The sequence below is a fragment of the Flavobacterium sp. SM2513 genome, assembly GCF_050908145.1.
GTDB lineage: Bacteria > Bacteroidota > Bacteroidia > Flavobacteriales > Flavobacteriaceae > Flavobacterium.
Genome location: NZ_CP194228.1, coordinates 2,869,452 through 2,890,326, shown reverse-complemented (window position 1 = coordinate 2,890,326; position 20,875 = coordinate 2,869,452). Strand labels below are relative to the sequence as shown.

The 20,875-nt window shown below is 37.2% G+C and carries 17 protein-coding genes; 12 read left to right on the top strand and 5 right to left on the bottom strand.

From position 1 onward, the window contains the following. Window positions 1-5: 5 nt before the first annotated feature. Together ACQ5J2_RS12270 and ACQ5J2_RS12265 are read right to left on the bottom strand one after the other, a co-directional pair. Entirely contained in the window at window positions 6-1,121 is a 1,116-nt protein-coding gene (locus ACQ5J2_RS12270) for an imelysin family protein (RefSeq protein WP_432670758.1), read from the bottom strand. A 65-nt stretch (window positions 1,122-1,186) separates the two neighbouring features. Then, window positions 1,187-2,407, bottom strand: coding sequence for a DUF4856 domain-containing protein (locus tag ACQ5J2_RS12265; protein ID WP_432670757.1), 1,221 nt, complete (start codon window positions 2,405-2,407; stop codon window positions 1,187-1,189). Window positions 2,408-2,594: 187 nt separating this feature from the next. Between ACQ5J2_RS12265 and ACQ5J2_RS12260 the strand changes: the two genes are divergently transcribed. The 10 genes from ACQ5J2_RS12260 to ACQ5J2_RS12215 all read left to right on the top strand — a co-directional run bounded on the left by ACQ5J2_RS12260 (window position 2,595) and on the right by ACQ5J2_RS12215 (window position 13,245). Then, window positions 2,595-3,764, top strand: a complete 1,170-nt coding sequence (locus tag ACQ5J2_RS12260) for an imelysin family protein (protein WP_432670756.1) — start codon at window positions 2,595-2,597, stop codon at window positions 3,762-3,764. Window positions 3,765-3,831: 67 nt separating this feature from the next. After that, window positions 3,832-5,229 (top strand): di-heme oxidoredictase family protein, encoded by a 1,398-nt coding sequence (locus ACQ5J2_RS12255; RefSeq protein ID WP_432670755.1) that lies wholly within the window; start codon window positions 3,832-3,834, stop codon window positions 5,227-5,229. 324 nt (window positions 5,230-5,553) lie between these two features. Further along, window positions 5,554-6,912: a T9SS type A sorting domain-containing protein gene (locus tag ACQ5J2_RS12250; protein WP_432670754.1), complete on the top strand. Its 1,359-nt coding sequence runs from the start codon at window positions 5,554-5,556 to the stop codon at window positions 6,910-6,912. 222 nt (window positions 6,913-7,134) lie between these two features. Further along, complete coding sequence (locus ACQ5J2_RS12245; protein WP_432670753.1) at window positions 7,135-7,842, top strand: endonuclease/exonuclease/phosphatase family protein; 708 nt, start codon at window positions 7,135-7,137, stop codon at window positions 7,840-7,842. An 86-nt stretch (window positions 7,843-7,928) separates the two neighbouring features. After that, window positions 7,929-8,318, top strand: a complete 390-nt coding sequence (locus tag ACQ5J2_RS12240; protein ID WP_432670752.1) for a hypothetical protein — start codon at window positions 7,929-7,931, stop codon at window positions 8,316-8,318. Window positions 8,319-8,684: 366 nt separating this feature from the next. Further along, the gene (locus ACQ5J2_RS12235) at window positions 8,685-9,326 is read left to right on the top strand and encodes a DUF6266 family protein (protein WP_432670751.1); all 642 of its coding nucleotides are present in this window, start codon (window positions 8,685-8,687) and stop codon (window positions 9,324-9,326) included. Window positions 9,327-9,964: 638 nt separating this feature from the next. Beyond that, window positions 9,965-10,522, top strand: a complete 558-nt coding sequence (locus tag ACQ5J2_RS12230) for a porin family protein (RefSeq protein WP_432670750.1) — start codon at window positions 9,965-9,967, stop codon at window positions 10,520-10,522. Window positions 10,523-10,721: 199 nt separating this feature from the next. Next, window positions 10,722-11,243, top strand: coding sequence for a DUF421 domain-containing protein (locus ACQ5J2_RS12225; protein ID WP_432670749.1), 522 nt, complete (start codon window positions 10,722-10,724; stop codon window positions 11,241-11,243). A gap of 188 nt (window positions 11,244-11,431) precedes the next feature. Continuing rightward, window positions 11,432-12,502: an AI-2E family transporter gene (locus ACQ5J2_RS12220; protein ID WP_432670748.1), complete on the top strand. Its 1,071-nt coding sequence runs from the start codon at window positions 11,432-11,434 to the stop codon at window positions 12,500-12,502. A gap of 254 nt (window positions 12,503-12,756) precedes the next feature. Then, entirely contained in the window at window positions 12,757-13,245 is a 489-nt protein-coding gene (locus ACQ5J2_RS12215) for a hypothetical protein (protein ID WP_432670747.1), read from the top strand. A 171-nt stretch (window positions 13,246-13,416) separates the two neighbouring features. Here ACQ5J2_RS12215 and ACQ5J2_RS12210 read toward each other — a convergent pair whose 3' ends face one another. Beyond that, on the bottom strand, window positions 13,417-13,857 hold the full coding sequence (locus ACQ5J2_RS12210; RefSeq protein ID WP_432670746.1) for a hypothetical protein: 441 nt from the start codon (window positions 13,855-13,857) through the stop codon (window positions 13,417-13,419). A 310-nt stretch (window positions 13,858-14,167) separates the two neighbouring features. On the opposite strand from ACQ5J2_RS12210, the gene ACQ5J2_RS12205 reads away from it, so the two are divergent. Together ACQ5J2_RS12205 and ACQ5J2_RS12200 are read left to right on the top strand one after the other, a co-directional pair. After that, window positions 14,168-16,669 (top strand): cation-translocating P-type ATPase, encoded by a 2,502-nt coding sequence (locus tag ACQ5J2_RS12205; protein ID WP_432670745.1) that lies wholly within the window; start codon window positions 14,168-14,170, stop codon window positions 16,667-16,669. Window positions 16,670-16,809: 140 nt separating this feature from the next. Further along, complete coding sequence (locus ACQ5J2_RS12200; RefSeq protein ID WP_432670744.1) at window positions 16,810-17,634, top strand: M23 family metallopeptidase; 825 nt, start codon at window positions 16,810-16,812, stop codon at window positions 17,632-17,634. Window positions 17,635-17,778: 144 nt separating this feature from the next. Here the strand turns inward: ACQ5J2_RS12200 and ACQ5J2_RS12195 are convergent, their stop codons facing one another. Both ACQ5J2_RS12195 and ACQ5J2_RS12190 read right to left on the bottom strand, forming a co-directional pair. After that, window positions 17,779-18,564, bottom strand: coding sequence for a sulfite exporter TauE/SafE family protein (locus ACQ5J2_RS12195; RefSeq protein WP_432670743.1), 786 nt, complete (start codon window positions 18,562-18,564; stop codon window positions 17,779-17,781). 132 nt (window positions 18,565-18,696) lie between these two features. Further along, the gene (locus ACQ5J2_RS12190) at window positions 18,697-20,736 is read right to left on the bottom strand and encodes a dipeptidyl-peptidase 3 family protein (protein WP_432673312.1); all 2,040 of its coding nucleotides are present in this window, start codon (window positions 20,734-20,736) and stop codon (window positions 18,697-18,699) included. Between the last annotated feature and the right edge of the window lie 139 nt (window positions 20,737-20,875).

Below are 20,875 nucleotides of genomic sequence, written 5' to 3'. Positions count from 1 at the left end.
ATGAATTAGTCTCCATCTCCATCCACATAATCGATGGTGACATTTAAAGCTTGCATCATGTCTAACTTGAAATAAATCACGTTTTGTTGCAACGCATCATAAGCTTCAATCATTTTTGCGTTGTTTGAAGTAATTTGCTCAGAAAAATTAGCGTTCAGCGTTTCATTTACCGCATAAATCGTAGTAAACTGATTGTTGATGATGTCACTTAAATTCTGTCCATTTCGAACTGCATTCACATCGTCTAAATACGACTTCAAACTCGGTCCAGTAGTTGTACCACTAAAAGATTTTCCGTTAAAGAAATCTTGTTGCGACTGAATTGCCGCATTCAACAACTTTTTAGAAATATTCTTCATGTAAAAACCTTCCACTTTTTCTGGAAATAAAGTACCGTTAGAAAATACTCCAGCTGGAATTCCTATTTTTCCCGTGCGAATGTCTTTTTCAAAATTCTTAACAAATAAATTGGTCAACTTATTAGTAGAGCTACTCACTGCCGTACCATTACTTGCTATAAACGTTGCTCTGTAAGAACCATTCCAATCCAATAGTACCGCATTGCTTTTGGTATTCATGACCGTAATAAGATTCAACAAATATTGTTTGTAAGCAGCTGCATTTGCATTACTCGTGTAAAAAGCAACTATTTCAGCATCCGTATTTGCCAATCCATTCAATAAGTAATCAAAAGCGGGGAAACCTTGTTTTGAAAACTGTGAAAACAATTCCAAATTATAAGAACCCGAAGCAATATTTTGCTCAATACCTACAACGTCTGTTGGATAAGTATTCGTCGTTTCTTTAAAGTAAATTTCTGATGCTTTTCCTACGTTAAATAACATAACTTGCTGGTAAGCTTCATAAGATTCTACCCATGAACCTCGTGCTACAACTAAATTTTCTATGGTGGGATTGCTAGTAAAATCCGTTATAGCCGTTGAAAAAGCAGTTACTTTATTGCTGTAATTCTGGTAAGAAGGAATGATAATGTTATCAGCCCAGTGGGTCAATAAAGTACTACGGTTAAAGCTATCGCCACCAGTTTTTGAGCCATCATCAGTTGACGAACAAGCCGTAAAAATGGCTATAAAACTTGCTATTAAAAATACTTTTCTCATAAGAGTTTAAAAATTTTGGTGCAAAACTAAGCATTCAAATACAATCTATCTGTATTTATTCTAAATTAATTTACGGTTGAAGCTTGTGCTACACTAAACCCAAATCGACTCGCAATTTGACCAGCAACAGCGTCTAGTTTCGGACTTAAATTATCAATATCCCACAAACCATTTGTTCCACTTGTTAAAGTAGCCAGCATCGTGTCCACTTCTTCTTTTGAAAAATAAGGCGTATCAGTACCCGGTTGACGTGTATATCTCAAAGCCATAATGAAACCGTATCCCTCTGACAAGGCGTGAAATGCTTTTGCACCATTGTCCTGTACTAATTTCGCTTTTCCTTCTTGCAAATAATATACGGAACGAACTGCAGCTACCAAGGCTAAGTTTTTGCGAATAATAGCAATTTGTTGGTCACGTACCAAGTAATCATTAGCTTCAATTGCCGCACGACCTTTTCTAAATGCCAGGTTAATTTCAGCACTTACCGTATTGAAATCAGTATCAGCATTTACTTGCTCAATGTACGAACTCCAGTATTTCAACGAGTTATTTGTGGCATCATCAGCTCCATACACATATCCGTATGCTTCATCCCAATAATGTTCCATCGTTGTAAAATTGGCATTTTCTGCCATCACTTTATTTGTGTTTTCAATTCGAATGGACGCATTATCCAACGTATTTACGGATAAATACTGATTAGAGATTTGGTCCATCATCACAGCCCCCATTAAACCTTTCAAAAGAACTTGTTGTGGCTCTAAGCCATTTGCAGCAAAAAGACGCATTTTACTTCCGTCCAAATAGGCGCCTGCTACACCTGCTGATGCCGCGTTTCCTTGACTTGCTAATGCTCCAGTTGTAAATTGAGATTCGAAAAAGGATTGAACCGCTACTTTTTCAGTAGTCGACCCACCGCCTAAAAATAATGTGAAATAATCATTTGAAGCGGCAGTTTTGCTTTTCAAATTCTTTCCTGAAGTGTTCAAAGCATTTAATGCAAAAGGATTATTTGTATTACTGAACATGTTTTGCAAAGTCATACCGTCCAATGTCGTTCCATCTGTAGCAGCAGTGGTATAAACAGCTCCCATAGCGTCTAACATCTGTAAGCGTGCTGTTTGTCCTGAAAAATCTACTGTTGTAGCACCATTTCGCTCGAAAGTATAGCTCGTTGGTATTTCGTAATTTACAGTGTTATTTCCGTTATCGTCATTAGAGCAAGAAGTTAATAATGATAGGCTCAAAAGCATTGCCCCTAAAGAATAGAAATTCGATTTCATATTGTTATTTAGATTTAATTAAAATTGTTCGGCAAAGATAACTGGTCATTTTACTTCCTGCAAGAAATATTTATAATAATTCTAAATAGATTGCAATCTATTTTAATTAAATCTAAATAAAGCTTGCGTAGGTATTCAAAACCCTATACATTTGCCAAAACTTAATCATTCTAAATAACACTTAAAGATGAATAAAATGTATTTTAAAGCTTCATTCGTACTTGCAACCGCCTTACTTTTTGCGTCGTGCAGTGACGACGATTCAACATCCTCAAGCACTACAGCAACGAAAAAACAAGTTGTTTCCAATTATGCCGACATCGTGTATACTAATTACAAAGATGCTTACGATGACGCAGTTGTTTTAGAAACTGCCATCAATACATTTACTGCGAACCCTACAGATGCCAACTTCACAGTTGCTAAAGAAATGTGGAAAGAAGCACGTGAAAGTTACGGTACAACCGAAGCATTTCGTTTCGCTAACGGTCCGATTGATGATGAAAATGGACCTGAAGGATTATTGAATGCATGGCCTCTTGACGAAAACTTTGTAGATTATGTAGATGGCGCCGCCGATGCAGGAATTATCAATGCAACCACTACCTACCCTATTATTTCTAAGGAACTTTTAGAAAGTTTGAATGAAAACGGTGGCGAGAAAAACATCAGTGTGGGATACCATGCCATTGAATTTTTATTGTGGGGACAAGACCTTACAGCACCAGAAGCCAACCTTCCTGGACAGCGTTTGTATACCGATTACGTAGAGGGCGGAACCGCTGCTAATCAATTAAGAAGAGCTACTTACTTAAACGTATGTGCTGACTTTCTTACTGACCATTTATCGTATCTAGTAGAGCAATGGAAACCCAACGGTACCTACCGAACTACTTTCCTTGACCTGCCTGTTGATACGGCTTTGAAAAATATGTATTTAGGAATTACCACGCTTGTTTTAGCTGAATTGCCTATTGAACGTATGGATGTAGCATTAGGAAATGCCGACCAAGAAGACGAGCACTCTTGCTTTAGTGACAACACACACCGTGACATTTATTTAAACCTAAAAGGAGTCATTAATGTGTATCAAGGTAGTTACGGAACAATTAATGGCGCTTCGCTAGCGGACTTAGTAGAAAAAGCAGACCCAACGTTATTTGCAGCAACTGCCACTGCTGAGCAAGACGCTTTAGCAAAAGTAGCCGCTATTTTAACGCCGTTTGACTTAGCTATTTCTGGAGGTGCATCTTCATCAGAAGGACAAAAAGTTAAAGCAGCGGTCGTTCAACTGGATACTTACGGTGCCAATTTACTAGCAGGTGCTGCTAAAATAGGCATCTTGGTAAACAACTAAAAGTATACCTAACACATACAACCAAAGTGGTCTTCTTACAAGGCCACTTTTTACAGTTTAAAACACCATGAATACGTATTTAAAAATCCTTTCTCTTTGTGTAATCCTTTCTTTCATCGGCTGTGAAACGGACGATGCATATACCACTATTGCTGTTGAAACAGGCGAAGAACTTTTAGGAGGCAGCACCACGGTATTCAATGCCTCAGAGGAAGCATTTGGCTTTTCAGCATCGCAACTCACACTGGAGGAACGCTCCAGTTTTGGTATTGGAAATTCTTTTTTTAGACAAAGTTGGGTTTCTTCACCTGCCTCTACCACAGCTCGAGACGGCTTGGGTCCGTTTTATAATGCGGTGGCTTGTGCCAGTTGTCATTTTAAAGATGGACGCGGACGCCCGCCTGGTTTTGATGGAGAAACTGCTAGGGGACTTTTACTTCGATTGAGCCTCAACGGTACAGCAGCTGATGGTTCGGCATTGCCTGACCCTATTTACGGTCATCAATTACAAGACAATGCTATCTTAGGTCAAACAACTAAAGGAGGCTTTACCATTACTTACCAAGATATCATTGAAACCTTCGACGACGGCACCACAGTGGTACTTAAAAAACCGATTTACAATATTTCCAATCTTGGATACGGTGCACTTGCAGCTGGTATTAAAGTTTCACCGCGACTGGCCAATCAAATCATAGGCTTGGGATTATTGGAAGCTTTGGACGAAAACACGCTACTCCACTTATCCGACCCCAATGATACCGACGGCGACGGAATATCAGGTCGTCCTAACTATGTGTACGATGTAGCTACTAATCAAACTGTAATGGGACGTTTTGGCTGGAAAGCCAATCAACCCAACGTGAGGCAACAAGTAGCAGCCGCATTTAGTGGAGATATGGGAATAACCTCTTTTCTGTTTCCCGATGAAAATTGCCCTCCCGGAGTAGATTGCAACAGCATTGCAAATGGAGGTTCGCCCGAAATATCAGACGATAATTTGAACAAAGTAGCCCTATATACCAGTGTCTTAGCGGTACCAGTTCGTAGAGATTTTAACAACCAAAATGTGTTAAAAGGCAAAGAAACCTTTGAAACAATTGGCTGCACCAGTTGCCACATTCCCGTGTTAACAACGGGTAACACGCACTCAATAGCAGCTCTTCGTAACCAAACGATTCGACCCTTTACCGATTTACTTTTACACGATATGGGAAGTGCTCTAGCTGATGATGCACCTGATTTTCTGGCAACCGGTACTGAATGGCGAACACCTGCCTTGTGGGGTCTTGGCCTTCTCAACACGGTTAACGGATTTACATTTTTGATGCACGATGGCCGTGCACGAAATATAGAAGAAGCTATTTTGTGGCATGGTGGCGAAGCACAGAATGCTAAAAACAAGTACAAATCCCTCTCTTTACAGGAACGTAAAAACTTGTTACAGTTTATGAATACCCTTTGATTTTTTTTATAGTTAGTTATTTATCCCAAGGAATTTTATATTTCTTGGGATTTTTTTTGATAACATAATTTCTCAAATACGATTAAATGTTAATTTACTGCTTATAATACTAGAACGCTAAAAGACTATTACTCTTAGTAAAACAGGTCATTAATTTTAGTATGAAATACTGATTACAATGAAAAAAGCAATATATTTGAAAAGTAAAAGTATACAAAAAACGTCATAAATCTATAATTTAAGGATTTGATTTTAGTCCTTTTTACATTCATTCAAAACATAATCAAACATAAAAAAAACTAAATTAACCAAAAACCAAATACAATGAAAAATGGAATAACACTACTTCTTTTGCTTTTTATATTTAACTTAAATGCACAATGTTTTACGCTAATTGACCCCGCAAATTATTATTCATTGGCGCTTAAATCAGATCATACTTTATGGGCTTGGGGAATAAATGGACAAGGAGCATACGGTAACGGCAATAACACCTCCAGCTTAAATCCCGTACAAATCGGTACTGCTACCGATTGGCTTTCAATTTCCACGGGAGCTTCACATACAATCGCATTAAAAACAGATGGTACTTTATGGACATGGGGCAGTAATTATAGTGGATATTTAGGCGACGGAACTACTATTACTAGAACAACTCCCGTACAGATTGGAACAGATACCGACTGGCAATCTATTTCAACTAGATCAAATTCCAGCTTTGCCCTTAAAACTAATGGAACTCTTTGGGGCTGGGGACAAAACACGGGAGGTCAAGTGGGCTTAGGATTTGTTAGTAATAACGTAAACACTCCTACGCAAATAGGTACCGATACCAATTGGAAAACCGTTTGGGCAGGACCAAACCACGCTTTTGCATTAAAAACAGATAATTCACTCTGGAGTTGGGGAATGAACGTACACGGCGAATTGGGAAATGGTCTTTTTCTAGGTGGTTATTATACGCCTGCTCAAATAGGTACAGATACCGACTGGAAAGTGGCTTCTCCGGGTCATGAACACAGTATGGCGCTAAAGCTGGACGGCTCCTTATGGGTTTGGGGGAGAAATAACAAAGGACAATTGGGAGACGGAACTTTAATTGATAAAAACGTTCCTACAGCAATTTTAACCGGAAACGTCTGGAAGTCAATTGAAGGACACTGGTATAGTTCCTATGCTATTAAAAATGACAATTCACTTTGGTCTTGGGGACTTAATGACGGTAGACAGCTCGGTGACGGAACTACTATAGATTCACATATTCCGAAACAAATAGGTACAGCGACCGACTGGAACTATATAGCAGCAGGCTCCTACCAAGTCATGGGTGTAAAAGAAGATAATACGGTTTATATGTGGGGAACTAGCGCAACTAGTGAGTCTCCCTTACTTCCTGAGTATACCGCGCCAACACTTATCATAGAAAGTTGCTCGCTATCCACTACTAATTTTGATAAAAATAGTGTCAATATTTATCCTAATCCTACATCCGATAAAGTAATTGTCACTACTAAAAACAACGAAATCATTACTAACATTCGCGTTTTTGACCTTGCGGGAAAACAAATACTAGAACAGACTAATAGTAATGAAATAGTAGTATCGCAGATATCTTCTGGTATTTATGTGTTAACTATTCAAACTGAAAAAGGCGCTCAATCCTTTAAATTCATTAAAGAATAAAGCCATTTTTTTTGTAGGTTTTTCCTGCCGCAAATTCGCAAATTTTAATGCAATAAGCTGCATATTAATTTACGAATTTGCGGTATTTATTTGATCTATTGATTTAATTTTTTAGCCTGTCCAGTCCTAGTCTGCTTGTTGTTTTGTTCGTGTACATTTTATTACATTTGAACAACCTATCTTTTTAAAATAGAATCCAACATAAATAGTCGACTTTTTCAGATGAAAATAGCCACATGGAATATCGAACGGCTGAAACACAAATCAGCTTTACCAGAAATCCATACGGTACTTGTCGAGCTGAACGCTGATATTTTAGTATTAACCGAAACAGATTCTCGAATTCATTTATCAAAATTCAAAACCTGCATAACAACTCCTTCCCTATCTGAATTAGACGCCAAAACCTATTCACAAACAGAACATCGAGTTGCAATTTACACCAATTATGAAGTTATTAATCAATTTGAAACCTGTGACAATTACACTAGTTTATGTGTCGAAGTTGCAACACCAAAAGGAAACTTAATTATTTACGGCACCATCATAGGCATATATGGCAACCGAAACCCTAATTTCAAAACAGACCTCCTCCAACAAATTGCCGATATTGAATCGCTATCGAAAAAAGGGAATTTCTGTTTTATTGGCGACTACAACACCTCTTTTTCAGATAATTATTACTTTACAAATTATGGCAGAATTATTTTAGATGAAGCCTTTGAAAAGAATACTCTAAAGCTAGTAACACGAAATCAACCGGAATGCATTGACCACATCGCTATTTCGAAAAGCTTTATAACTGATAAAATCGTTGAAATTCAAGAATGGAATCACGATAAAAAGCTATCTGACCATAAGGGAATAGCGGTACACTTAAAAAGCTCAACTGTATTCATACTAACCTACTTACTATTTTATTACTTTTGAGAACCACCAAGTGAAAAAGAGATTTCCATTCAAAAGAGGAACTAAGTAAGTACCAACATTCTCATAAATCATTAATCAAAAATCCTATGTACATCGTATTCGGAAAATATATCGTTCAAGTATTCGGCATTTATTTTATAGTCGTAGGTGTATTAATGCTGTTGAAACCCATCACGGCACGAGCCATTTTGCGTAAAGCAGGAAGTACGAACCTCATCAATTATACCGAAATTACCCTACGCATTATTCCCGCCACGGGACTCATTTTGGCGTCCCCTATTTCTAAATATCCGTTCATTTTGCAAATTTTTGGCTGGTTTATGATTGGCACTTCGCTAGTCTTGTACTTTATTCCTCGAACGCTACACCATAATTTTTCCAATAAATGTGCTGATGTGTTAAAACCGCAGTACTTTCTCTTGATTGCCCCATTTTCAATCGCTATTGGCTTTTTTCTTGTATTTGGATTCTGGTAATGCAATGGTCTTTTTAAATACATTCTCAGCTACTGTCGCATTTTCTTATTTTAATCAATATAAATTACTACGATTTAGCTGTACATTAGTTCGTACTTGCTTCGAACTTAATTCGACGTTTGTTCGAGGAAAGTACCCTTTAGACGAACAAATCTCGAAGAATCTTCGAACAATCCTCGAACAAACTATGTTGAAAGGCTGATTTTTGTGTTAAAAATCGATATCGTTTTCCTACTATTTTAAAGCGGAGTATAGAATTCAGATACAGGTGGATTATAATCAAATTTGACACGGAGGTACAACTAATTGTATTTTTTACTAAATTAGTAGTACTTATTTCTTTAAAAAACCGTAAATCAATAGCTTATGGCAACTTATAAACAAGGAATTACAGGGGCTTTTTCTGGTACAATTGGCGCTGTGGTAGGTGTGAATTTTCGAGGAGCAAACGTCATCCGAACCAAGCCTAAGAAAAGGACGAAAGATTCTACTCCTGCACAATTGGTACAACAAGCAAAGTTTGCTAAAGTAATTGATGTGCTATTTCCCTTAAAAGAACTACTGAATACTTATTTTGGAACGCCAGAAGGCACCCGTTCGCGTTACAATCTTGCTACATCCTTTCACCTTCGGGAAGCTATAAAAATAGAGAACGATACAGCGGTGGTGCTTTACAATAAAATGGTTTTTGCGTTAGGCACTCTTTTGCCCGTTGATAATTTGCAATGCAAAAATGCTCCTGATGCCACACTTTTATTAACTTGGAAAGATAATTCACCACAAGCAATTACAAAAACAAGTGACCAACTTATCGCTGTAGTAATTAATCCTGAAGCTAAAAGTTATTACATATTTACTTCCGCTGCGACGCGTGCGGATACAACGGCAACTTTGGTTTTACCGCCATCTTTTATTGGTCAAGATGTGCATGTTTATGTGTTTATGGCGTCAGAGGATGGGAAAATAAATAGTAGTAGTGTTTATTTAGGGAATATTTTAATTGTTTGAAATATAGCCATTTACGTGTGTTTTGTAATGGGTATATCGCCCATTCAGGACTTAGGTGAATAGGTTATAATTATTCATTTGTACTACAAGAGGGAGACCATGTGCTAAGGTAGTAGGTTATTTCAGGGCTTTATGGTGCAAATTTCTATTAATAAAAACAAAACGAATAGTCCTGATAGGGCATAATACCATAGCAATGGGCGAAACCCATTAGATACAGAGGTAAAATTAAAACATGGCCCTGAAAGGGCAGAATATATCGGGATGTAATTATTGCTTCCCAAACATATCCCTATCGCCGAGCCTCCATTATCAAGCTATAATGCTACTTGAAAAACAAAGGAAATTTATCATGTGCGAAACTATTACGATTTTTCAAGATTTAATTTTGAAATTTTTTCTTATCATAATTATGATAAGCCACCCTCAAACGGGATAATTGACAAGCGAGTTGCAAATAAAAACCAAATCCATTTGATGCTGAATTTTGTACCACAACAACTGCGGAATTAAACTTCCACCCCACTCACAGTCAATTTTCTAAACGTTAAGTTAAAAACGTTAATACTGTTTTAAAGAAAAATCCTACACAGTAAAAAAGCATTTAATTTGTTGCAAACAATTTAAAACAAATTACAATGATTAAAAAAGTAGTGTTTTTGATGGCATTAAGTGCTATGGGAGTTGCAAGTGTACATGCACAAGAGGTTAATTTTGGTGCAAAAGCAGGGTTTAACATTGCCAATGTGATGGGTGACAATACAGGCAGTTTAGATGCAGTTACGGCTTTTAACGCAGGTCTTATGGCGGAAATTCCGTTGTCAGAAAAGTTTTCTATTCAACCTGAATTGCTGTTTTCTGGACAAGGGTATAGCTTTGGTGATAATGTGGTGGCTTTAAATTACCTAAATCTTCCCGTGATTGGAAAGTATTACGTTATGAAGGGATTGAGCCTTGAAGCAGGACCGCAATTGGGACTTTTACTTTCTGCTAAAAACGAAGGCACCGATGTAAAGGATTCTTTTAGAAGTGTGGATTTTGGCATTAACGCAGGTTTGGGTTATAAATTTGATAACGGACTGAACTTTAGTGCCCGTTACAACTTTGGTTTAACCAACATTATTGATCAGAAACTTGTTATTAATAACAATACTAATGGCGTATTCCAAGTATCTGTTGGTTACTTCTTTTTCTAGGACATAAAAACATAAATTTTGGAAGCCCGATGCAGTGATGTATCGGGTTTTTCATTTGTAAAGCTATTGTATTGTTTCTGAACTTTACAAAAATACTTATTTCATCTTTTTTAAGGACCTATAGTATTTACAACATAAAAAAGAATTGCTACAAAGTTAATCCTTTTAAAATTCTTAAATTGTAATCTAAAAGCAACTTATGGAAACTTACTTTGGTATTTCGTTTGATAAAGTGGTTACAATTGTAATCGCCACATTACTTATTTTTATAGCCATCATCCTACTCACTAGGTTGTCAGGAAAACGAAGTTTTAGCAAGATGTCTAGTTTTGACTTTGCCTCTACGATTGCAATTGGATCTATAATTGCCAGTGGGATTTTGCTCAAAGACGTCACTCCATCTACCGCTATCACTGCTTTGACTACCATATTTGCTTTGCAAACTTTAATCGCTTATTTACGACGATTTGGAATCATTCACAAAATTATCGACAATCAACCCTTATTATTAATGGACGGAAGTACAATACTCGTTGAAAATTTAAAAAAAGCACGTGTAACAGAAGACGACCTTCGTTCTAAACTTAGGGCTGCAAATGTATTAGATATTTCAGAGGTTCGTGCTGTTGTACTTGAAAGTACGGGTAACTTATCGGTGCTTCACACCTCCGATAAAAAAGCTACAGTGCAAGAATGGTTGCTGGATGGTGTAAGGCGCTAATGTGCAAATATTCAGCAGCAAATGACTTTGATGTATTGTTATTCTTGAGGTACATTAACAAGTATTAATATATATAATAAATTGATTTTTGTAAACAATCGGGTTAATAATACTCATTTTTATTTTCTTTAAAAAAAGACATATTTAAATGATAACGTTCAACATTAACTCAAAATAAAATGTAAGATATGAATGAAAACAAACTTAAACAAGAAGAAGACGCAGACGAAATTACCGCAATATTCACGAAGAAAGTTTGGATTACTGCAGGAATAATTACCTTAATAGGCATTGGAATATTTGTATTTACCACGCTTTTTAACCTGCTACTACTTGTTTTCGCAGGTGTTTTGATGTCGGTTTATTTTCATGGTTGTGCTTCATTGTTGAACTGTAAAATAAACATGGGCAAGAGCGCGTCGCTAATTGTGTCCGTAGTGGTTAATTTAGTAGTACTTGTTTTATTCTTTTGGTTTGTTGGTGCCCGATTGAGTTCTCAAATAAGTGAATTATCAGACACGTTGCCCGATACCTTAGCAAACGCCAAAGAATGGTTAGAGCGTCAGCCTATGGGGCAAAAATTACTAGATTATTCAACTAATTCCTTGGACTCTAGTAAGGCAAGTAGCACTATTAAGGCCTTTTTCTCTTCGACATTTGGTATATTGAGTGATTTCTATATCATTGTACTTTTAGGTATGTTCCTTACAGCAAATCCAGGCGTTTACCGTCGTGGATTAATTCACTTAATCCGGCCAAAAGGTAAAAAAGAGGCTGGTGATTTGTGGGACAGGTTAGCAGTATTGCTTAGAAATTGGTTAAAAGGACAGATTTTTGGGTTTTTCTTCATTGCTGTTTTAAGCGGTTTAGGACTTTGGGCACTCGGAATGCCGTTGGTATTAACATTGGCTTTGTTAGCAGGTTTGCTGAACTTTATACCTAATTTTGGACCCATAATAGCATTGGTTCCCGCCACACTTTTGGCATTAATGCAAGGTCCAGAAACAGCATTGTTAGTGGTAGGGTTATATACTGCTATTCAAGTTATACAAAGTGCAGTGACACAACCTTTAATTCAGAAAAAGATGGTGAGCATGCCTCCAGGTTTACTCGTTTTTGGGCAAGTAGGAATGGGTGTTTTGGCTGGTTTTTGGGGTGTTTTATTAGCAACTCCACTAGTTGCTATTCTGATGGGTATCGTGAATAAATTGTACGTGGATAAACAAAGTAACGTTGAAAAAACATCTTCATTTGAATAGTTATCAGTTTAGTCACCCTATAAAATCCATTAAAATGAGTGAAATAGATTTGATAAAGTAAATGTTTCCTTCATAATCCTTTCGCTCATTTCTACTTCAATAATTACTTTCAAATCTTTCCGATAATCAGCATTAAACAAGGTAACTATTGTATATCTTTACCATGAACGTATGTTAAAATCGGTAAAATAGTACTATTCATTTCATCGACCTTTTTATGCATAAAATCACCAAATTAAAAAAATCACATCCAAATGAAACATTTACATCTAAGTCTGTATCTTATTTTTGTAATAACCGCAAGTATAGTGTTACTCAACCGCTATACTGATTTTCACCTTAGTGATTATCGGGTACACTTCTTTTTTCTGTTTTTTGCTGCTTCTTCATTCGTAGTGATTGTTGGGCATCTGTTTAAAAAATTACAAACCAATAAGTCCATAATTATTACCTTCGTTTTAGTGGGAACTGCATGCTTTCTAAAAGCATTTATTACTTGGAGTGGCGATTGGAAAACGCAAACCGTTTTGTACCGCAACATCCAAAATCAAAATAAAACAATTGACGTTCAAATGCGTGCCAACCGATTTCAATTTGGTTACAACGACAGAGTTATTGCAATTTATGACATCGCTCCTTTTATGCAATGGACTTCCGACATTGACACTGTGGCAATGGATAAATCGAAATGGAAGAAAGTAGATTTACAATTAAATGAAATGAATTTGCCAACTGAAAAATAATCCCTCTAGATAGAAGTAATTTAACCTATAGCGGTAGACTAAATGAAGCTACAACAACAAAAACACGCTCTATTTGATGAAAATTATTTCATATAAAGGGTGTTTTTCAAAATCTATCAAAGTCACTAGGGGAATTATTTTAATCGCTACGTGATGTAACTAAATGACTATTTAATCGTCGTGTTTTTTATTTTCAGACTGCTTTTTATGACCTTTGTGTTTGCCATTATCATGTTTTGCTTTTACATGCGCTTTCTTTGCAGGTTTGTATTTTTTACCTACATATTTTACTTTGTGTTTTTTGTGATACACATAGGGACTACTTCCTCGGTAATCAGTAAGGTAAATTACTTTTCCATTTCGCAAATTATATCCGCTGTATCGAACTGGAAGTTTTTCTGCTCTAACCCATTTTCCTTTTTTAATGTAAATAAAACGTTGTGCGGGAACGTCATAATAAGTATCGATTTCAGGAAGATAGTAATACTGAGTTACAACGGGTTTAGCTGGTGCCCAAACTGGAGGTGTTCCTAAATTTACGTTCACGGTAACTTGAGCTTGTGTGCTCGTGATGAACAGCAGTCCAAATACTAATAACTTTAATGTTTTCATGGTCGTAGATTTATGATAAAATATATTTATCTTTTTAATCGCTTTAAGCCAATTAATGTGCCACAATAGCTGCATACGAAATTGCACTAAATATATATCTAAGTTGTTATATGTTTTAGACTTTTAGTTATAGAATAAAATACGTTAAAAAAGTAACCTCTTCAGCTAGGCATTTTAAGAATATTTGAGGTACTACCACTATCCACAACCGCATTATAATAACTTACTTTTCAACTATTAAAATTACGTATCAAATCACAGCATAATAAAACCTACTTTTACACTAATAAGATTAATAATACTCCAAATCATGTCGGCAAATAATTTTGATATCAAAGGCTTAACAGACGAAGAAGTACTTCGTTCACGGGAAAATTTTGGAAGTAATACGTTAAAATTCAAAAGAGAAAACGGCGTGTTTGAAGCATTAAAAAGCCTTGCAAAAGAGCCTATGATTATCCTTCTACTCGTGGCTTCACTCATTTATTTCATAAGTGGACAAATTGGCGATGGCGTTTTCTTGTTGTCTGCAATTGTTATTGTATCAGTGATTTCTTTATACCAAGACGCTAAAAGTAGGAATGCGTTAGAAAAGCTGAAAGACTTTACGCAACCCACATGCATGGTGATACGAAATGGTGTCACGTTGCCCATTAAAAGTGAAGAATTAGTTATTGGCGACAAACTAGTTGTTGAGGAAGGCTCCTCTGTTCCCGCAGATGGAATTATCATTCACTCCAACGACTTTTCGGTTAATGAATCCATCCTTACTGGGGAATCTTTTGTCGTTTTTAAAGATAAACTACACGAAGACAATAGTGTCTATAAAGGCACGACGGTTGGCAGTGGTTTGGCAATAGCGACCGTTACTCACATTGGAAACGCAACTAAGTTGGGTAAAATTGGCGAAAGCTTAGATAATATAGCAACTGAAAAAACACCCCTTGAACTTCAAATTAATAGTTTTGTAACCAAATTAGTGATTGCTGGAGCAATAGTATTTCTAATTGTTTGGGGCATTAACTATTTCAATTCCTACGACTTCTTAGACAGTTTATTAAAAGCATTGACATTAGCAATGAGTATTTTGCCAGAGGAAATTCCGATGGCGCTTACGGCTTTTATGGCTATTGGTGCTTTGCGTTTAATGAAATTAGGTGTGGTGGTCAAACAAATGAAAACCGTGGAAACATTGGGTTCTGCCACCATAATTTGTACCGATAAAACAGGAACCATTACGGAAAATAAAATGACGCTTGCCAAAGTGTTCGCTTTATCCTCTTCACGTATTTCAAATCCTGAGAATGCCGATGCCGCTGAAAAAGAGTTGCTACAAACAGCCATGTGGGCGAGTGAACCCATTCCTTTTGACCCTATGGAAGTGGCGCTGCATGATGCTTACGCCAAGTTTACACTTGTAGACGAACGCCCTAATTTCAAGATGATTCATGAATATCCTTTAGGTGGGAAGCCACCCATGATGACACATTTCTTTGAAAATAATTCGGGGACACGCATTATTGCCGCTAAAGGTGCCCCAGAAGCTCTGATGCAGGTATCCAATCTATCGGTGACTGATAAGGAAAAGATTAACCAGGCTATAAAAAGCATTACGTCTGAAGGCTATCGTGTTTTGGGTGTTGGAGAAAGCTCTTTTATAGGAAATAACTTTCCAGCTACACAACAAGAATTAGTCTTTATATTTCAAGGTATTGTTGCGTTTTACGATCCTCCGAAAGCGAACATAAGCAAAGTGCTGCAACACTTCTACGAAGCAGGTATACAAGTCAAAATTGTTACAGGAGATAATGCCGAAACAACTACAGCCATTGCAAAACAAATCGAATTTAAAGGCTATGAAAACAGCATGAGTGGCACTGAACTGATGCAACTCTCCGATACGGAACTGCAAGAGAAAGTAAAAATCACAAACATCTTTACCCGAATGTTTCCCGATGCAAAATTACGCATCATCAACGCGCTTAAAGCCAATGGTGAAATTGTTGCCATGACAGGAGACGGTGTTAATGATGGTCCAGCTTTAAAAGCGGCACATATAGGAATTGCAATGGGTAAAAAAGGTACCGAAATAGCCAAGCAGGCTGCCTCTTTAATACTCGTAGACGATGATTTGTCGAAGATGGTAGACGCTGTGGCAATGGGACGACGCATTTATACCAACTTGAAGAAAGCCATTCAGTACATCATTTCTATACACATCCCGATTATCCTTACTGTTTTTATTCCGCTGGCTTTAGGATGGATGTATCCAAATATTTTGTCGCCGGTACACATTATTTTTCTAGAACTTATTATGGGTCCCACCTGCTCTATCATTTTTGAAAACGAGCCGATGGAAGAAAATACGATGTTGCAAAAGCCTCGCCCTCTGGCCACTTCGTTTTTCAACTGGAGTGAGTTAACCACAAGCATTGTTCAAGGTTTAGCGATTACATTGGGAAGTTTACTGACTTATCAATATGCCGTTTATCAAGGTTTAGGTGAAGAAGTTACTAGAACCATGGTCTTTATTGTTTTGATTACCGCTAATATTATCCTGACCTTAGTCAATCGTTCGTTTTACTATTCCATTTTAACGACGTTAAAATATAAGAATAATTTGGTACCCTTGATGATTGGCATAACCATTGCTATTACTGCATTGTTGCTTTTTGTTCCTTCTCTTACCGATTTTTTTGGTTTTACTTCGCTCACTAGTCTGCAACTACTTTTAGCGGTATCCATTGGTTTTGGATCAGTAATTTGGTACGAAGGCGTGAAACTGTATAAGCGAGCAAAAAGTACAAACTAAAGCACCATCAATATTACTGTGCGGGTAGACATTTAGGAAAAGTCGGATTGTGTTTTAGTCATATCTATTTTCAAAGTATCTGAAATGCCGTGGTTCTGAAATCAATGCTTGCTTTTCCTTGCTAACCTAAATTAAAAAACATGAATTCATTTCGAAATCAATTACTACTCTTCTTCATTTTATGTATTAGCGGTACTATATATGCTCAAAAAGGTGTCAAAGTTTACACGGAACAAACCAAAGAGGGCTTTGCTGTTTACGCTGACAACCCTGAACATTGCATCGTAACGGTGGTCATTGACTTCCAACTCAAGAATATCAAATTAGAAGGTTCTGGACAAGCTACTTTTTTACTAAATAAGAACAGTAAGAAAACATTGCTAACTACTGCAGCATCATTGGATAAGTTCAAACCAAGTAAGTTTGGCTATACGTATTCTTATAGCTTAGGAGATGCTAATAAATCCGACTTTGACACAGACTTTGCTTATGCATTACCGTTCGAGAAAGGCGCTTCGTTCACGTTGCATCAAGGTTATAACGGAAGTTTTTCCCATCAAAACGAAAATGCTTTAGATTTTACGATGCCGGTAAGTACTCCAATCACAGCGGTTCGAGATGGTATTGTGGTGGCAATCGTTGAAAACAATGTGTTGGCTTGCCCAAAGAAAGAGTGTGCCAAATACAACAACTACGTAACCATCTTCCACAGTGACGGTACTTTTGCAGAATATGCACATCTTAAACGAAACGGTGTACTTCCTAAACTGGGCGATGCCGTAACCGCTGGAGAAGTCATTGCACTAAGTGGAAACACGGGTTACAGTTCCGGACCGCATTTACATCTTATTATTTATTTACAAAAATCTAAAAAACGCGAGACCTTACCTACTTTATTCAAAGTAAACGACGGAACGACCACTACCCTATTGAAAGAGAAAGAAACGTATTCTAAAGCATACTAAGTTTAAGCATTTCTAAGTTGAACAAATTCTTTTTTGTCCTTTAGTGCTCTTGAAGCAACATCTAGAGAAGCTCTTATTATGCCTAACAGTCTTTTGAGTGAATCCCCACTTTCTTGTAGACTGGCCTATCAACGGTAATTGGTATTACGAAGTAAGTTCTTTAGCAATGATATAGATTCCCATAATTAGTACAAACCATCCGAAGATAGGTTTTAACTTTGCACCGTCAATTTTCTTAGATAAGAACGTGCCAATAAAGATTCCAATTCCCGCAATGAAAGCTATAGAAAGTAGAAACGTATAATCCATCGCAACACCATTCAATACATCGCCAAGAAAGCCAAAAAGAGAGTTAAAGCCAATGATTAATAGCGAAGTTCCCACCGCTTGTTTCATCTTCATTCGTGCAAAAAACAAAAGGGCAGGAATAATCAAGAAACCTCCGCCTGCTCCAAGAAAACCAGTGATGATTCCTACAATGGCCCCAATCGTTATAAGCTGAATCGGTTCCACTTTAGCTTCCTTCACTACCGCTTTTTGTGTTCGAATCATCGAATACGACGCCATTATCATTAATACAGCAAAGAGTACCATGATTATCATGCTTCGGCTGATGGAAAATGACGTGCCAAACGCTATTGTTTCAGGAATACGAAGCAATATAACCTTACGAACGACCAATAAAGTCATAAGAGACGGAATTGCAAAGTAACTTGCCGACTTAATTTCAATATTACCCATCTTATAATGCCGAACTGCTCCAAAAGCAGCCGTTAATCCTACGATAAATAACGAATAGGTCGTTGCTAATTTCGGATTTACATGGAATAAATAAACCAAGATAGGCACCGTCAAGATGCTTCCTCCTCCTCCAATCAACCCTAATGAAATCCCAATAAAAAGGGATGCGAAATAGCCTAATACTTCCATGAAATTGCGGTATTTAAGTGTGTAATAGTTTCGGGTACAAAGATATTTCTTTCCCTTCGGTAATGTCCTACTTTACGGACATAAAAAAAGGGAAGCATCAGCTTCCCTTTTCAATCTATGTCTTATAGTATATTAATTCTCCATTGGTAAAAAACCGAAGTTCTTAGAGTAATACAACATCTGTTCTGCAAATGAAGCCGGTTGTGTTACTTCAATATCGATAATCGCTCCTTTATCATCCATCTTTGGGACCAATAAAGGATTGATGAAACCACTATAAGGAGCCGACTTAAACTTAGCATTACGTTCTAGCACTTCTTTATGCAACTTCTGGTCTACTTTAATACCGTAATTGTCCACTAAAGCTTTACCTGCTTTATAATCACCTTCTGATTTGATACGTTGTGTTTCCTTTAACAACTGCCCAAACAACTCATGAAGCTTCTCATAATTAGTAATGTTAAAATACGTCTTACCGTCACGAGTAATTCTCTCAATCACATTGTCTTTTTTCCCTTTTTCAAATACCCAAGCACTCACCCATTGACGGTTTCTCATGTGTGCTTCCTCTATATCAGCTCCTGGCTCTAAACGAACCAATTGTGCCATCAATCCATTTCGAATATAACCGTCATAAGCTGCCATACCCGTGTTTTTCCAGTTGTCTGTAAGACCTAAATCTTGAATTTTAGAGTTATACAAGTAGTACAGTCCCACTAAATCAGCACGTCCTTCTTCTAAAGTAGAAGCATAACTTCTTAAAGTTTCCTTCGGTGTCCCTACTCCTGCATTGATTTGCCCTGAAGCATGCCCTACTACTTCATGTAAAGCCGTGTGCAACTTATCCGCTGCTTCTCCATACTTTTCTTCCAATGCTATTTCTTCTGCATCATTGGCAAACTCCTTTAATCGGTCTGAGCCTCCTACATTGTTATACGCTTCTACGATATTTCCTAGTGATACCGACTTCGAACCGTGTTCTGCACGAATCCAATCTGCATTTGGTAAGTTGACACCAATAGGTGTACTTGGAGAGGAATCCCCACCTTCACCTGCAACAATAACTGTTTTATAAGAAATACCAACTACATTTTTCTTTTTATGCTTTGGGTCTAGCGGAGAGTTATCTTCAAACCATTGGGCTTCATGACCTATCTTTTCCATCTTAGCTGACATGTCAAAATCCTTAATTTGAACCACACTTTCGTACGAACCACGAGCTCCAAGAGGGTCGTTATACACTTCAATGAAACCATTAATGTAATCAATGTTCCCTTCTGTCGCTTGAAGCCAAGCTATGTTATAATCATCCCATGTTTTTAAGTCGCCAGTTTTATAGTACTGAATTAAAAGTCCAAGTGCATCGCCTTGTTTCTGGTTTTCGGCAACTTTTTTTGCTTTTTCCAACCAATAAACCACTTTGTCAATCGCTGCACCATACATGCCGCCGCTTTTCCACACTTTCTCTTCTAATTTTCCTGCAGCATTTTTCACTAATTTTGAATTCAATCCGTAAGAATACGGACGGTCTTTGTCAATAGGCTTGATGGCTTTATAAAAAGCATCCACTTCACTCGCTTTTATTCCGTCTCCGTAAAAATTAATTGCAGAACCTTCTACTAAACCTTTACTTTCATCTAAGTTAACTTTCTTAGTGTCTTTATCATTAAACAATACTGCAACTACTTCAGGTGCTAATGTCGTTTTAGTCTCCGCTAACAAGGTTTCAAAGTACTCTTGGTTGAAATCAGGCTTGATTTTCTCCATTGAATAATGGTGGTGAATCCCATTGGCAAACCATACCCGCTTTAAATAGATTTCGAAGTTCGTCCAATCTGCACTACTCTTGTCTCCTGCATACGCCGTGTAGATTTGTTCTAATGCTGCACGAATTTTTAAGTTGTGTTTATAGTTTTGGTCCCACATCATGTCACGTCCAGCCGTACCTGCTTGCGTCAAATAGTAAACGAGTTCCTTTTCTTTTAATGTCAAGTTGTCCCAATTGGATATTTTGTACCTTAATACTTTAATATCTGCAAATTGTTCTGCCTCGTATTCAAATGGAGCCTCAACAGTGGTCTTTTCTTTGTCCACAGTCTTGTCTTCTTCCTTCTTGCACGACACAAATAACGTGGCTGCTGCAAAAATTCCTGCAAAGGTGTTTAATTTCATCATATTGAATTATATTTTTGAGTGATTATAAGAACACAAATATAAGCATCTTGCACAAGTGAAGGTACGAATACCCGTTTTCTTTATATCAGACGCTGTTTTACGCTCCTCTAAGAACGTTTCATCTCTTAAAGAAAAG

What these genes read in the sequence shown, in the direction of transcription:
- ACQ5J2_RS12195 (WP_432670743.1), bottom strand. Translation starts at nt 18,564, where the DNA reads ATGGAAGTATTAGGCTATTTCGCATCCCTTTTTATTGGGATTTCATTA.
- ACQ5J2_RS12235 (WP_432670751.1), top strand. Translation starts at nt 8,685, where the DNA reads ATGGCAACTTATAAACAAGGAATTACAGGGGCTTTTTCTGGTACAATT.
- ACQ5J2_RS12225 (WP_432670749.1), top strand. Translation starts at nt 10,722, where the DNA reads ATGGAAACTTACTTTGGTATTTCGTTTGATAAAGTGGTTACAATTGTA.
- ACQ5J2_RS12240 (WP_432670752.1), top strand. Translation starts at nt 7,929, where the DNA reads ATGTACATCGTATTCGGAAAATATATCGTTCAAGTATTCGGCATTTAT.
- ACQ5J2_RS12210 (WP_432670746.1), bottom strand. Translation starts at nt 13,857, where the DNA reads ATGAAAACATTAAAGTTATTAGTATTTGGACTGCTGTTCATCACGAGC.
- ACQ5J2_RS12270 (WP_432670758.1), bottom strand. Translation starts at nt 1,121, where the DNA reads ATGAGAAAAGTATTTTTAATAGCAAGTTTTATAGCCATTTTTACGGCT.
- ACQ5J2_RS12260 (WP_432670756.1), top strand. Translation starts at nt 2,595, where the DNA reads ATGAATAAAATGTATTTTAAAGCTTCATTCGTACTTGCAACCGCCTTA.
- ACQ5J2_RS12205 (WP_432670745.1), top strand. Translation starts at nt 14,168, where the DNA reads ATGTCGGCAAATAATTTTGATATCAAAGGCTTAACAGACGAAGAAGTA.
- ACQ5J2_RS12200 (WP_432670744.1), top strand. Translation starts at nt 16,810, where the DNA reads ATGAATTCATTTCGAAATCAATTACTACTCTTCTTCATTTTATGTATT.
- ACQ5J2_RS12265 (WP_432670757.1), bottom strand. Translation starts at nt 2,407, where the DNA reads ATGAAATCGAATTTCTATTCTTTAGGGGCAATGCTTTTGAGCCTATCA.
- ACQ5J2_RS12190 (WP_432673312.1), bottom strand. Translation starts at nt 20,736, where the DNA reads ATGAAATTAAACACCTTTGCAGGAATTTTTGCAGCAGCCACGTTATTT.
- ACQ5J2_RS12220 (WP_432670748.1), top strand. Translation starts at nt 11,432, where the DNA reads ATGAATGAAAACAAACTTAAACAAGAAGAAGACGCAGACGAAATTACC.
- ACQ5J2_RS12250 (WP_432670754.1), top strand. Translation starts at nt 5,554, where the DNA reads ATGAAAAATGGAATAACACTACTTCTTTTGCTTTTTATATTTAACTTA.
- ACQ5J2_RS12255 (WP_432670755.1), top strand. Translation starts at nt 3,832, where the DNA reads ATGAATACGTATTTAAAAATCCTTTCTCTTTGTGTAATCCTTTCTTTC.
- ACQ5J2_RS12245 (WP_432670753.1), top strand. Translation starts at nt 7,135, where the DNA reads ATGAAAATAGCCACATGGAATATCGAACGGCTGAAACACAAATCAGCT.
- ACQ5J2_RS12230 (WP_432670750.1), top strand. Translation starts at nt 9,965, where the DNA reads ATGATTAAAAAAGTAGTGTTTTTGATGGCATTAAGTGCTATGGGAGTT.
- ACQ5J2_RS12215 (WP_432670747.1), top strand. Translation starts at nt 12,757, where the DNA reads ATGAAACATTTACATCTAAGTCTGTATCTTATTTTTGTAATAACCGCA.